Annotated in this window: 11 protein-coding genes, 1 tRNA gene and 1 pseudogene; 8 read left to right on the forward strand and 5 right to left on the reverse strand. The window is 72.6% G+C overall.

Features of this window, described 5'->3' with window-relative positions:
• Positions 1-227, reverse strand: a 227-nt coding sequence (locus H596_RS23965; RefSeq protein WP_245584063.1) for an IS630 transposase-related protein, incomplete at its 3' end; no start/stop codon positions are given.
• Positions 228-361: 134 nt separating this feature from the next.
• On the opposite strand from H596_RS23965, the gene H596_RS23135 reads away from it, so the two are divergent.
• Both H596_RS23135 and H596_RS0117820 read left to right on the forward strand, forming a co-directional pair.
• Complete coding sequence (locus tag H596_RS23135) at positions 362-2,473, forward strand: ATP-binding protein (RefSeq protein ID WP_051213364.1); 2,112 nt, start codon at positions 362-364, stop codon at positions 2,471-2,473.
• A 37-nt stretch (positions 2,474-2,510) separates the two neighbouring features.
• The gene (locus tag H596_RS0117820; protein ID WP_027286028.1) at positions 2,511-2,879 is read left to right on the forward strand and encodes a response regulator; all 369 of its coding nucleotides are present in this window, start codon (positions 2,511-2,513) and stop codon (positions 2,877-2,879) included.
• Between the two features lie 141 nt (positions 2,880-3,020).
• Here the strand turns inward: H596_RS0117820 and H596_RS0117825 are convergent, their stop codons facing one another.
• Complete coding sequence (locus H596_RS0117825) at positions 3,021-4,826, reverse strand: thiamine pyrophosphate-binding protein (RefSeq protein WP_027286029.1); 1,806 nt, start codon at positions 4,824-4,826, stop codon at positions 3,021-3,023.
• Between the two features lie 28 nt (positions 4,827-4,854).
• Positions 4,855-5,640, reverse strand: coding sequence for an IclR family transcriptional regulator (locus H596_RS0117830; protein ID WP_027286030.1), 786 nt, complete (start codon positions 5,638-5,640; stop codon positions 4,855-4,857).
• A gap of 170 nt (positions 5,641-5,810) precedes the next feature.
• On the opposite strand from H596_RS0117830, the gene H596_RS0117835 reads away from it, so the two are divergent.
• A complete protein-coding gene (locus tag H596_RS0117835) occupies positions 5,811-6,785 on the forward strand; it encodes a Bug family tripartite tricarboxylate transporter substrate binding protein (protein ID WP_027286031.1) in 975 nt (324 codons plus the stop codon).
• A 36-nt stretch (positions 6,786-6,821) separates the two neighbouring features.
• Here the strand turns inward: H596_RS0117835 and H596_RS0117840 are convergent, their stop codons facing one another.
• Entirely contained in the window at positions 6,822-8,852 is a 2,031-nt protein-coding gene (locus tag H596_RS0117840) for a protein-disulfide reductase DsbD family protein (protein WP_037301964.1), read from the reverse strand.
• A 219-nt stretch (positions 8,853-9,071) separates the two neighbouring features.
• A complete protein-coding gene (locus tag H596_RS0117845; protein WP_245584064.1) occupies positions 9,072-11,171 on the reverse strand; it encodes a sodium-translocating pyrophosphatase in 2,100 nt (699 codons plus the stop codon).
• 203 nt (positions 11,172-11,374) lie between these two features.
• Between H596_RS0117845 and ppa the strand changes: the two genes are divergently transcribed.
• The 5 genes and pseudogenes from ppa to H596_RS0117865 form a co-directional block, all read left to right on the forward strand.
• On the forward strand, positions 11,375-11,941 hold the full coding sequence (gene ppa / locus H596_RS22310; protein ID WP_051213366.1) for an inorganic diphosphatase: 567 nt from the start codon (positions 11,375-11,377) through the stop codon (positions 11,939-11,941).
• A gap of 56 nt (positions 11,942-11,997) precedes the next feature.
• Positions 11,998-12,070 (forward strand) — tRNA-Ile (locus H596_RS0117855).
• Complete coding sequence (locus H596_RS23970) at positions 12,044-12,220, forward strand: hypothetical protein (protein ID WP_156910182.1); 177 nt, start codon at positions 12,044-12,046, stop codon at positions 12,218-12,220. Before H596_RS0117855 ends, H596_RS23970 begins: the two co-directional genes overlap by 27 nt.
• A gap of 99 nt (positions 12,221-12,319) precedes the next feature.
• The gene (locus tag H596_RS25020) at positions 12,320-12,649 is read left to right on the forward strand and encodes a class I SAM-dependent methyltransferase (protein ID WP_408735291.1); all 330 of its coding nucleotides are present in this window, start codon (positions 12,320-12,322) and stop codon (positions 12,647-12,649) included.
• 421 nt (positions 12,650-13,070) lie between these two features.
• Positions 13,071-13,302, forward strand: a pseudogene (locus tag H596_RS0117865) (nucleoside deaminase); the annotation flags it as partial.

Here is a 13,302-nt window from a genome sequence, read left to right on the forward strand (position 1 = left end):
AGCAGCGCCGCCTCATGCCCGGCCAGCACCGCCTTGCGCCGCGCGCCACCACGCGCCGAAGCGGTGGTCGCCCCCGTCGCCGCACGGCGCGCCAGCGCCTTGTAGATGTAGGAGATGCTCACCCGGAACAGCGGCGCCACCTCGCGCACGCGCAGTCCACCGTCCACCGCCGCCAACACGCGCTCACGCAGATCCTGCGAATATGCCTGGCCAGATCGCCATGTCATCGCTGCCTCCGGTTTCAGCTCCGGAGACCGATGAATCACACATCAGCGCCGTGCCGGAATCCCCGATCGCGATTCCGGTCGATGTGAAATGGCTCTAGCCTCTCCGCCCACCACGACGCGGAAGGAGCGGCCCGATGATGCCGGGTGAGCGAGCCGCCCTGGACCTGGCGCGCCTGGGCCTGCTCGACGGCCCGGACCTGCCGGCCTTCGACTGCATCGCGCGGCTGGCGGCCGAGGCGCTCGCGGCGCCGCTGGCGCTGGTGACCCTGGCCGAGCCGCTGGCCGGCCGCCTTCTCCTGCGCAGCCTCTCCTGCCCCGGCACGCCGGCCGCGGTCCAGCGTTCGCTGCCGCTGTCGGAGACGCTGTGCCGGCATGTGCTGGAGCGGGGCGAGGCGCTGATCATGCCCGATGTGGCCGCGGCCGAACCCTCTCTGCCCCTGCGCGAGGTGGCGGGAACCCCCGTTGCGGCCTATCTCGGCGTGCCGCTGCGCGACCCCGCGGGCCGCGCCGTCGGCACGCTCTGCGCCATCGCCGACGCGCCCCGCCCCTGGTCGGAGCGCGAGATCGACATGCTGGGCGGCCTCGCGGCCCTGGCTGGGGACCAGATCGCCCTTCGTCTCGCGCTGGCCGAGGCAAGCGAGGCGCGCGCCGCCGCCGCCGCGGCCCTGGCGCGCCAGGAGGAGACGGAGCGCCGCTTCCGCGACCTCGCGGCCAATGTGCCCGGCGCCATCTTCCGCTACCTGCTCCGCCCGGACGGGAGCGACGCCATCGAGTACATGTCGCCCGGCTGCCTCGACATCTGGGAGATCGGCGATGAGGAGTTGAGGGGCGACCCGGCGCGGCTGTGGGAGGCGATCGCGCCCGAGGATCTGCCCGCCATGCAGGCCTCGATCGCCGCCTCGGCGCGGGAGATGGCGCGCTGGCGGCACCGCTGGCGCATCACCACCCCCTCGGGCCGCCGCAAATGGCTGGAAGGCCATGGCAGCCCGACGCGGCTGCCCGATGGCGGCGTGCTCTGGAACTCCCTCGTCCTCGACGTGACCGCCGAGGTGGCCGCGCAGGAGCGGCTGAACGAGAACATGCGCCTGCTCTACGAGGCGCAGAAGCAGGAGAGCATCGGCCGCCTCGCCGGCGGCATGGCGCATGACGTGAACAACCTGCTCGGCGTCATCATGACCAATGCGGAGCTGCTGCTGCTGCGGGAGAATGCGCCGCAGGATCCCGCCCCCTTCCTGCACGCCATCCTGCGCGCGGCGGAATCGGGGGGCGAGCTGACGCGGCAACTGCTCAGCTTCGCGCGGCGCATGCCCATGCGGCCCGAGCCGATAGACCTCAACCGCACGGTGCGCGACATGACCACCCTCGTCCGCCGCACCCTGCCCGAGAACATCGCCATCGAGACCGCGCTCATGGCGGGGCTCTGGACCGTGGAGGCGGATCGCGGGCTGCTGGACAGCGCGCTGCTCAACCTCGTGCTGAATGCGCGCGACGCCATGCCGGAAGGCGGGCGGCTGACCATCGAGACGGCGAACATGCGCGTGGACCACGAGTATCTCGCCGCGCGCGAGGAGGATCTCCCGCCCGGCCGCTACGTGATGCTGGCGGTGACGGACACGGGCATGGGCGTGGACGAGGCGCTGCTGCCCAGCATCTTCGAGCCCTTCGTCACCACCAAGGGGCCGGAGCGGGGCACCGGCCTTGGCCTCGCCATGGTGCAGGGCTTCGTCCGGCAATCGGGCGGCATGGTGCGCGTCTACAGCGAGGCGGGGCGCGGCGCCTGCTTCAAGATCTATCTGCCCGCGGCCGAGGGGGGCGCGCACCCGGCGCCGCCGCAGCCGCAGGGCGGGCTGAACCCCGACGCGCCAGCGCCCCGCCTGCTGCTGGTGGAGGATCAGCCCGAGCTGCGCCGCGCTCTCGCCCGGCAGCTCGAGGCCGCGGGCTTCGCCGTGGCCGAGACGGGCGGGGGGGAGGAGGCGCTGGCCCTGTTCCGCGCCGAGCCGGAGAGCTTCGCCCTGGTGCTGACCGACGTGATCATGACGGGCGCGCTGACGGGGCCGCGCCTCGTGCAGGAAATCCGCCGGATTCGGCCCGATCTGCCGGCCGTCTTCATGTCGGGCTACCCGCACGAGGCCAATGTGCATGGCAACGGGCTGCGCCCGAGCGATGTGAGGCTGACCAAGCCCATCCCCCGCGCCACGCTGGTCGGCACGGTGCTGCGCGCGCTGCGGCAGAGGGGTGGCGCGTGAGGGAGGGGCTCCCCACCTCCCGGGAGGAGGCCGCCGCATGCATGTGCTGCTGATCGAGGACGATGTGGCCCTGCGCGCGGCGCTGGCGGCCTATCTGGAGGCCGCGGGGCACCGGGTCAGCCTCGCGGGGGATGGCGATGCCGGGCTGGCCGCCGTCGAGCAGGAGCCGCCCGATCTGGTGGTGACCGACCTGATCATGCCGGGGCGGGAAGGCATCGAGACGCTGCTGGCGCTGCGCCGCAGCCATCCCGGCCTGCCGGTGATCGTGATGTCGGGCGGCGGGCGGCTCGATGCGCAGGCGCATCTGGGCCTCGCCGAGCGGCTGGGCGCGGTGGCGACCCTCACCAAACCCTTCCGCCCCGCGCTGCTGCTGGAGGCGATCGCACGGGCGGCGGCCGGGCCGTGAGACGGGCGGCGTGACCGCCGGCCGTATCAGTTACCCACCGGCGGTCCCCACCCGCCGTGGATGAAACTGTGGCACTATGGTTTGGGTGGTGGCGAGGTCGGCATGCCGATGGTGCGCCAGAGCCCGCGTGTCAGTTTCTGTCTAGAGGGTGATTCCCCGCGCCGCCAGCGCCTTGAGGAAGTTCGGCTCCGGGTTCGGCAGCGGCGGCAGCGCCCAGCTTCCGGTGCCGATGGGGCGGATGTCGCGGTCCACCGGCACCTCCACCAGGTAGGGCCGGTTCGCGCGGATGGCGGTGGCGATCGCGTCCTCCACCTCGCCCGCATGGGTGACGCGGTGGGAGGCGACGCCCATGCTCTTCGCCATCATCGCGAAATCAGGGCTGTAGCTCTCGCCCGTGCGCTGGATTTCGAAGGCGGTGGCCAGCTCCCGCCCGCCGAACATGCCGTGCTGGATGTCGCGGATCGAGCAGAAGCCTGCATTGTTCCACACCACCCAGACCACCGGGATGTCGTATTCCACCGCGGTGGCCAGCGCGTGCGGCGTCATCAGGAAGGAGCCGTCGCCCACCACCGCCACGCAGGGCCTCTCGGGCGCGGCGAGCTTCGCGCCCAGGATGCCGCTGGTGGCGAAGCCCATGGCCGCGAAGCCCCAGGAATGGATCAGGTGGCGCGGGCGCAGCGTGTCCATGAGCTGGATGATCCAGTTGTGGTGCACCCCCACGTCGGAGGCCACCACCGCCTCCTCCGGCACGGCGCGGGAGAGGGCGGCCATCAGCCGCTCGGGGCGCAGCGGCACCTGGTCGGAGGCGGCGAGGCCCGCCTGGTATTCGCGCCACACCTCCCGCCCGCGCGCCAGCCGGTCGAACCAGGCGCCGCCCTCGCGCGGCCCGCCCATGCGCGCCTCGGCCATCTCCAGCATGAGCTCGAGGCTCGCCTTCGCATCGCCCAGGATGCCGTATTCGGTGGGGTAGTTCCGGCCGATCTCGGCGGGATCGATGTCGATCTGGATCAGCTTCGAGGGCGGGATGGAGAGGGTGTAGCCGTCGAGCCAGGCCGAGGTCGCGCGGTCGTCGAAGGAGAAGCCGATGGCGAGGATCACATCGGCATTACGCGTCGCGTCATTGGCCGCGTAGCTGCCATTGCGCCCGATGGCGCCGAAGGCGAGGCGGTGGCGGTCGGGGATCGCGCCCTTGCCGTTCGGGCTGGTCACGACGGGGATGCCCGTGCGCTCGGCGAAGGCGAGAAGCGCCTCCGAGGCGCGGCCGAGCAGCACGCCCTGGCCGGCGATGATCACCGGCCGCTCCGCCTTCAGCAGCAGGTCGAGCGCGGCGGAGAGCGCGCGGGGGTTGCCCGGCGCGCCGTTGATCACCGCCTTGACCGTGGCGGAGGGGACCACCGCCGCCTCCTCGACGAAGACGTTGAGCGGCACGTCGAGGTTCACCGGCCCCGGGCGGCCCGCGGTCAACTGGTCCCAGGCCTGGGTGACGGCGAGCTGCACCATGTCCGCGCGCATGGGCTGGTAGCTGCGCTTGACGTAGGGGCGGATCACGCTCGGGAAATCGCCCTGGAAATGCCGGCCCGTCTCCTGGAAGGGGCCGCGGTTGAACTGGCCGGTGGGCACATTGCCGGTGATGGCGAGGAAGGCGCTGCTGTCCATCATCGCGGCGGCGAGCGCGACGACGAGGTTGGCCGAGCCCGGGCCGCAGGAGGTGAAGGTCGCCACCGGCTCGCCGCGCACCTTGAAATAGGCGTCGGCCATGTGGCCGGCCGTCTGCTCATGGTGGGTGGAGATGGTCTTGATCCGGTTCTGCGCCTTGAAGGCGGCGTCTATGAAGCCGGTGATGCCGTGGCCGCAGAGGCCGAAGAGGTAGGGCACGCCCTGCTTCGTCAGATGGTCCACGATGATGTCGGCGCCGTTCATCAGCACCGTGCGGCTCGTGCCGTCCATGGGTTTCCTCCGGGTGTCGTCGTCGTTGTCAGGCGGCCATGGCGCCGGGGCTGCCCAGCATGCGCGAGACCTGCAGCGCCGCGGCCTTCACGCGCGGCACCAGCGCCTCGCGCCGCGCCGCGTCCATGCGCGCGGCGGGGGCGGAGAGACCAAGGGCGGCGCTGGGCCGGCCCGTGTGGTCGGTGATGGGGGCGGCGAGGCAGCGCAGCCCGGGCTCCAGCTCCTCATCGTCCGGCGCCCAGCCCTGCTGGCGGATGCGGTGCAGCGCCTCGCGCAGCGCCTCGGGCGTGGCGAGCGTGCGGGGGGTGAAGCGCGGCAGCCCGTGGCGGGCGAGGATCGCCTCCAGCTCGGCGTCGGGCAGGTAGGCGAGCAGCGCCTTGCCCAGGGCGCTGGCATGCGCCGGGCCGCGCTTGCCCACGCGCGCGTGCATGCGCAGGGCGTGGGTGCCCTCCACCACCTGCACGGTGACCACCTCGCCCTCGTGCAGGATGCCGACATGGACGGTCTCGCCCGTCTCCTCGGCCAGGACCTGCAGGGGCGGCAGGGACTGCCAGCGGAGCTGCTCCTGGCGCACCGCGCTGGCGCCGAGCGCGTGCAGCGCGAGCCCCGGGGCGTAGCGGCCCGCGCCATCCTTCGCGAGGTAGCCCGCGGCCTCCAGCGTGTGCAGCACGCGGAACAGGGTGGGCTTGCTCTGGCCGAGCTCGGCCGCGAGCTCGGCGAGGCTCCAGGAGGGGCGGCGGGCGAAGCAGCCCAGCACCTCGAGGCCCCGATGGAGCGAGGCGAGGTGGTAGGGGTCCTTCGCGCCCGGCGGCATGTCTCTCTCTCCCGTTGCGAAACGCCGATGGGTGAAACGATACACTTGACCTCGCGAAGCGAAAAGCGTTCCGATAAGCGAAACAGATGGACGGCGCCGCACCGCCGCCCCAGACTTCACCGCGCGTCCAGGAAAACCGGGCCGAAGCGCCCGATCGGGAGGAGTGTCCAATGATGAAGCGCGTGCTCGCCGCCGCCGCGGCGCTCTGGCTCGGGACGGCCCCGCCGGCCCCGGCCCAGGAATTCCCCAACCGCACCATCACCATGATCGTCGTCTTCGCCCCGGGCGGCGCGACCGATGTGCTGGCCCGCATCCTGGCCGATCACATGTCCCGCACCCTCGGCCAGCGCGTGGTGGTGGAGAATGTCTCGGGCGCGGGCGGTACCATCGGCGGCACGCGCGGCGCCCAGGCCGCGCCCGATGGCTACACCCTGACCGTGGGCAGCCTCGGCAGCCATTCGGCCGCCGTCTCCATCTACCGCCAGCCGGGCTATGACCCGCGCGAGCTGCAGCCCATCGGGCTGATCGCGGGCACGCCGCTCTATTTCGTGGTGCGGAACGGCCACCCGGCGCGGACCATGCAGGAGTTCCTGGCCATGGCGCGGGAGAATCCGGGGCGCATCTCGAACGCCAACGCCGGGGTGGGCTCCACCAACCACCTCGCCTGCGCGCTGTTCTCCTTCGTCACCGGCGCGCGGATGAACGACATCCCCTATCGCGGCGAGGGGCCGGCGGTGAACGACGTGGTGGCCGGCCAGGTGGACAGCGCCTGCGTGCTGGCCCCTGCGGCGGTGCCGCAGATCCAGGCCGGCACCATGCGCGGCCTGCTGATCGCGGCCACCGAGCGCAGCCAGGGCGCGCCGCAGGTGCCCAGCGCCCCCGAGGCCGGCGTGCCCGATTTCCTGTTCCAGGGCTGGAACGCCGTCTTCGCCCCGCGCGGCACGCCCCAGCCCGTGGTGGAGCGCCTCGACCAGGCGATGCGCGCCGCGCTCAACGACCCCGCGATCCAGCGCCGCATCCAGGAGCTCGGTTCCATCCCCGCCCCGCCCGACCGCCAGGGGCCGGAGGCGCTGCGGGCCCTGGTCCGCAGCGAGGTGGCCCGCTGGGCCGAGGTGGTGCGCGCCGCGGGCATCGAGCCGCAATAACCGGCCCGGCGGCGGCGGCCGGGGGGCGGGGGAAGCTCAGCGCCCGCCCCGCGCCTCGGCGATGGCCGCGCGGAGGATGCTCTCGGTGAGGATTTGCGGCAGCACCGCGGGCGCGCCCCCGCCCGCGGGATAAAGCAGGTAGAGCGGCACCCCGTCCCGCCCATGCTCGCGCAGCAGGGCGGTGATGGCGGGCTCGCCCCGCGTCCAGTCGCCGGTGAGCTGCGCGACATTCGCCTCGCGCATCGCCGCCTGGGTGGCCTCGGTTTGGATCGCGATGCGCTCGTTCACCTTGCAGGAGATGCACCAGGCCGCGGTGAGGTTGACGAAGACCGGCCGGCCCTCGGCGCGCAGCTCCGCCACCCGGGCGGGCGACCAGGGCTCGGCATGGGCCGCCACCGCCGCGCTGGCCGGCGGCGCGGAGGAGAGCAGGGGCAGCAGCGCCAGCGCGCCCAGCACCGCCAGCGCCGCCATGGCCCGGCCGAGCCGCCCCGCCCCGCCGCTCGCCTGCGCCGCGCCATAGGCCCAGGCTGCGAGGCCGATGAGCACGCCCCCGGCCAGCGCCGTCAGCACCCCGTCGGGCCCGGTCTGCTGCGCCAGCACCCAGACCAGCCAGGCGGCCGCGCCATACATGGGGAAGGCGAGGAACTGCCTGAGCCGCTCCATCCACGCTCCCGGCCGAGGCAGGACGCGAGCCAGGGCCGGGAAGGCGCCGAGCAGCGCGTAGGGAAGGGCGAGCCCGAGCCCCATGGCGGCGAAGACGCCCAGCACCTGCACCCAGGGCAGGGTCAGCGCCGCGCCGATGGCGGTGGCCATGAAGGGCGCGGTGCAGGGGGTGGCCACCACCACGGCCAGCAGCCCCGTGCCGAAGCTGCCCAGATGCCCGCCCGCCAGCGACGGCCCGCGCAGGTGGAACACGCCCGAGAGGTTGAGCCCCACCGCCAGCATCAGCCAGGCCATGCCGGCGACGAAGGCCGGCCAGGTGAACTGGAAGCCCCAGCCCGCCGCCGCCCCCGCCGCGCGCAGCCCGAGCATCAGCCCCGCGATGGCGAGGAAGCCCGCGAGCACGCCGAGCGTGTAGCCCAGCGCCTCGGCCCGCACCGCCCCGCGCGCCGCGCCGGAGAGCTTCGCCAGCGCCATCGCCTTCATCGCCAGCACGGGGAAGACGCAGGGCATCAGGTTCAGGACCAGCCCGCCCAGCAGCGCGAGGCCGAGGATCTGCCACAGCGGCAGGCCAGGCGAGGGCAGGGGCCCGCCCGGCTCGGCGCGGATCAGATAAGCGCCGCGCACCCCGGCCGCATCGGTCAGGGTCAGCACGCCCTCCAGCCTCCCGGGCCAGGGGGCGGGGCCGGGGGTGAGGGTCAGGGTGAAGCCGCCTTCGCGCGCGGCGAGGCGCTGCGGGGCGGGGTTCTCGATCAGGTTGGGCGCGAGGGGGAAGAAGGCGGCCTCGCGCAGGCTGGCGGGGCTGAGGCCCTCGCCCGTCACGCTCAGCACGGCGCGCGGCCCGTCCCGGGCGAAGCGGGCGGCGAAGGGGGCCTCGCGCGGCAGGGCAGCCTCGGCGGCGAGGAAGCGGGCGAGGTTCGCGGGGCGCGGCGCGGCCTCGACGGGCAGGGTGAGGGCGAAGCGCCCCTCCTCCGGGATGCAGACATCGGCGCAGACGAGCCAGCTCGCCTCGGCCTCCAGCGTCACGCGCTCGCCGGGGCGCAGCGTGGCGGGGGCGGTGAGGGGCAGCAGGAAGCCGGCCTCGCCCGTGTAGCCGAAATTCATCAGCGGGCCGAAGGCGATGCGCTGGGGGGCGGGGAATTGCAGGGCGCCGGCGCTCCAGCCCTCCGGCAGCGTCACGGTCAGTTCCGGCGCGGCCCCCGCGTCGCCGGCATTGGTCCAGTAGCTGTGCCAGCCGCGCGCGAGGGCGAGATGGAGCATCAGGCGGAAGCTCTCGCCCGGGGCGATGGCCGCGCGGTCGGCCAGCAGGGTCGCGGTGGCGCGGGGCGAGGCGACGGGGGCGGATTCGGCCGCGCGCGCCGAGGCCGGCGCGAACAGGATCAGAAACAGGAGAAGCGCCCGGAGCATGGGGGATAGAAGGCGCGTCGCGCCCCGCACCGCAACCCCCAGGCCCTCCCGGCAGGCGTGACGGTGCAGCCGGCGCGTGCCCGCCTCCGCTTCCCGCATGAAAAACCCGGCGAGGCTCTGCCTCGCCGGGCCACGACACCTGACAGGATCAGGGGCCAGGATGGGGCCCCCGCGAAGGTGTTCGCCGCGCACTTCAGCGGCGAAAACTTTCGTGGGGCGCTACGCCGCCAGCACCGCCAGCAGCATCAGCGCCACGATGTTGGTGATCTTGATCATCGGGTTCACCGCGGGGCCCGAGGTGTCCTTGTAGGGGTCGCCCACCGTGTCGCCCGTCACGGCGGCCTTGTGGGCGTCGCTGCCCTTGCCGCCGTAATGGCCCTCCTCGATGTACTTCTTCGCGTTGTCCCAGGCGCCGCCGCCCGTGGTCATGGAGACGGCCACGAAGAAGCCCGTCACGATCACGCCGAGCAGCAGCGCGCCGAGTGCCGCGAAGGCCGCCGCCTTGCCGGCGATGGCCAGCACGAAGACGAACCACACCACCGGCCCCAGCACCGGCAGCAGCGAGGGGATGATCATCTCCTTGATGGCGGCCTTGGTGAGCATGTCCACCGCGCGGCCGTAATCCGGCTTCTCGGCGCCCGCCATGATGCCCGGCTTCTCGCGGAACTGCCGGCGCACCTCCTCCACCACGGACTGCGCGGCCCGGCCCACCGCCGTCATGCTCAGCCCGCCGAACAGGTAGGGCATCAGCCCGCCGAACAGCAGCCCGACCACGACATAGGGGTTGGCGAGCGAGAAGTCGATCGCGCCGAGCCCCGCGAAATACGGATACTCGGCGGGCTTGGAGATGAAGTAGTTCAGGTCCTGCGTGTAGGCGGCGAAGAGCACCAGCGCGCCGAGCCCGGCCGAGCCGATGGCGTAGCCCTTGGTCACGGCCTTGGTGGTGTTGCCCACCGCGTCCAGCGCGTCGGTGGTCACGCGCGTCTCGGGCGGAAGCCCGGCCATCTCGGCGATGCCGCCCGCGTTGTCGGTGACGGGGCCGAAGGCGTCGAGCGCCACGATCATGCCCGCGAGCGAGAGCATGGTGGTGGTGGCGATGGCGATGCCATAGAGCCCGCCCAGCGCATAGGCGGTGATGACGCCGAGGATGATGACGAGCGCGGGCAGCGCCGTGCTCTCCATCGAGACGGCGAGGCCGCGGATCACATTGGTGCCGTGCCCGGTCTGCGAGGCCTCGGCGATGGCCTTCACGGGGCGGAAGCCCGTGCCGGTGTAGTATTCCGTGATCCAGACGATGGCCGCGGTGACGGCGAGCCCCACCGCCCCGCAGAGGAACATGGCGAAGCCGAAGCCGAAGCCCTTGTTGAAGCCGAAGGTGAGCAGCGCGAGCGGCAGCAGCCCCGCGAGGGAAAGCCCGCCCGTCCAGATCAGCCCCGTGTACATCGCCCCCATGATCGAGTTGTTCGCCGGCAGCTTCACCTTGTAGGTGCCGTAGATGGAGGTGACGACGCACAGCCCCCCGATCAGCAGCGGGAAGAGCATGGTCGCCATCCGCCCCTCGGTGAAGGTGATGGCGGCGAGCACCATGGTCGCCACCGCCGTCACGGCGTAGGTCTCGAACAGGTCGGCCGCCATGCCGGCGCAGTCGCCCACATTGTCGCCCACATTGTCGGCGATGGTGGCGGGGTTGCGCGGGTCGTCCTCGGGGATGCCGGCCTCGACCTTGCCCACCATGTCGCCGCCCACATCGGCGCCCTTGGTGAAAATGCCGCCGCCCAGCCGCGCGAAGATCGAGATCAGCGAGGCGCCGAAGCCCAGCGCCACCAGGCTGTCGATCACGGTGCGCGAATTGGGCTCGAGCCCGCCCAGCACCACCAGCACGAAGAAATAGACGGCCACGCCCAGCAGCGCGAGGCCGGCCACCAGCATCCCCGTGATGGCGCCCGACTTGAAGGCGAGGTCGAGCCCCGCGGCGAGGCCCTGGGTGGAGGCCTCGGCCGTGCGGACATTGGCGCGCACCGAGACGTTCATGCCGATGAAGCCCGCCGCGCCCGAGAGCACCGCGCCGATCAGGAAGCCGATGGCCACCGGCGCGCCCAGCAGCAGCCAGACCAGCACGAAGAGCACCGCGCCGACCGCGCCGATGGTCATGTACTGGCGCTTGAGGTAGGCGCTCGCCCCTTCCTGAATGGCGCGCGCGATCTCCTGCATGCGGGCGTCGCCCGCGGGCTTGGCCATGATCTCCCGGGTGGTGACCCAGCCATAGGCGATCGAGCACGCCCCGAGCAGGATCACCAGGAGAAGGGTGATGGTGGTCAACGGTGCACTCCCTTCCTTGTTATGTTTCGGCGTTATGGTTCCGCCCCGCCCCCGGGCGTCCGGAAGCCGCGGTGCGGGCGGAGCGTGGCCCGGAACGCTGCGCCGCGCAACGCCGCCCGCCTCACCCGCCCCAGTTGGGCGCGTTGTGTGGCCGGCGGGTGACCGTGTAGAGGGGGCCGCGACATCCATCGCCCGGAGTGCCCATGCGCATCGAAGCCATCCCCATCGGCAAGAACCCGCCCGAGGACCTGAACGTGATCGTCGAGGTCGGCGTCGGCGGGGAGCCGATCAAATACGAGCTGGAGAAGGATGCGGGGACGCTCTTCGTGGACCGCTTCCTCCACACCCCCATGCGCTACCCGGGCAACTACGGCTTCGTGCCGCACACCCTGTGCGGCGACGGGGACCCGCTGGACGTGCTGGTGGCCAACACCCGGCCCATCGTGCCGGGCGCGGTGATCAATGTCCGGCCTGTCGGCGTGCTGAAGATGGAGGACGATGGCGGGATGGACGAGAAGATCCTCGCCGTGCCCTCGCCCAAGCTCACCAAGCGCTACCAGCACGTGACGAACTACACGGATCTGCCGCAGATCACGCTCGACCAGGTGCGCCACTTCTTCGAGCACTACAAGGATCTGGAGCCCGGCAAGTGGGTGAAGATCATCGGCTGGGGCGATGCCGAGGAGGCGAAGCGCATCGTGGTGGACTCCATCGAGCGCTACAAGCAGCACTCCTGGCCGGTGGTGGACCGGCGCAAGCCGCAGGGCTGATCGGCGCGGCCCCTGGACGGGCCGCCCGGGCTTGCCCATGCTCGGCCCTCCCCCTCGCGCCCGTAGCTCAATGGTCAGAGCGGGCCGCTCATAACGGCTTGGTTGCGGGTTCGAGTCCTGCCGGGCGCAGGGGGGCGGGAAGGAGAGCTGGCCATCACCCATCCGCTCCGCTTTACGCTGCCCGAGGGCGAGGTGTGCGTCACCTTCGCCAAGGGCCGCGTCACCGGCTTCCGCCACACCCTGCCCGGGCGCGCGCCGCACGAGTATAGCTTCCCCTAAGCCGAGGCCTTCGCGCGCGGTCTGCTCCCGGCGCACGGGCCGCTGTTTCTGCTGCGCGACGCCGAACGGGACTGGTTCGTGCGCGTGCGGACCGCCCACATGTTGGACCGTTTCCTGGGCGGGCTCGACCGCGGCGCGCCGCACGAGGTGCTCGACTACGGCTGCGGCTGCGGCTCCTCGCTGGCCGCTATCCGCGCGCACTTCCCTCATGCGCGGCTGACCGGGGCGGATCCGGACGCCTTCACACTCTCCATCGCGCGGGCCCGCTTCGATGGCCAGGGCGAGCCCCCCGACTGCTGCTCTCGGAAGGCGGGCGCCTGCCCGCGGCGACCGGCGCCGGCTACGACATCGTGCAGCTCAACGCCGTGGTGGAACACCTGCTGCCGCAGGAGGGCCCGGCACTGCCGGGCGCACTCTCGGCGGCGCTAAAGCCAGGCGGGGTGATGATCGTGACCGAGACCCCCTGGCGCTGGTTCCCTGTGGAGACGCACACCACGTCGCTGCCGCTGGTCAACTACCTGCCCGACCGGCTGGCGCTCGCTGCGCTGCGGCACTGCGGCCGCTTTCCTCGAGAGACGGGCTGGACCGGCGCGCTGCGCCTCGGCCTGCGCGGGGCAACGGTGCGCGAGATCCTTGCCGCCCTGCCTGGGGGAGAGGGCGCAGCGGAGATGCTCCGCAGCCCCGCCCCCCATGCGCGGGACCTGCTGGACGTCTGGTGGCACGGCGAGGCGCGGCGGGAGGGGCGCGGCAAGCGCCGCCTGGCGTGGCGTGCGCTCTCGACGCTGCGCGCGGCCACAGGCATGGTGATCTCGCCCCGCATCACCGTCTGCCGCGCAAGAGGTGCCGCGCCATGTCGCCGTCCGCGCCCGACCACATCGCCCTGCTGCGCGCGAGCCTCGCCGTCGCCCGCCGTGCGCGGGAGAAGGGCAAGCATCCCTTCGGCGCCATCCTGGCGGACGAGACGGGCCGGGTGCTCATGGAGCAGGAGAACGCCTTCGACACCGAAGGCCGCACCGGCCACGCCGAGACGGTGCTGGCCCGCCGCGCCTGCGCCGCCTTCAGTGCGGAGGAACTCGCCCGCA

It is taken from the genome of Rubritepida flocculans DSM 14296 (genome assembly GCF_000425365.1).
GTDB lineage: Bacteria > Pseudomonadota > Alphaproteobacteria > Acetobacterales > Acetobacteraceae > Roseococcus > Roseococcus flocculans.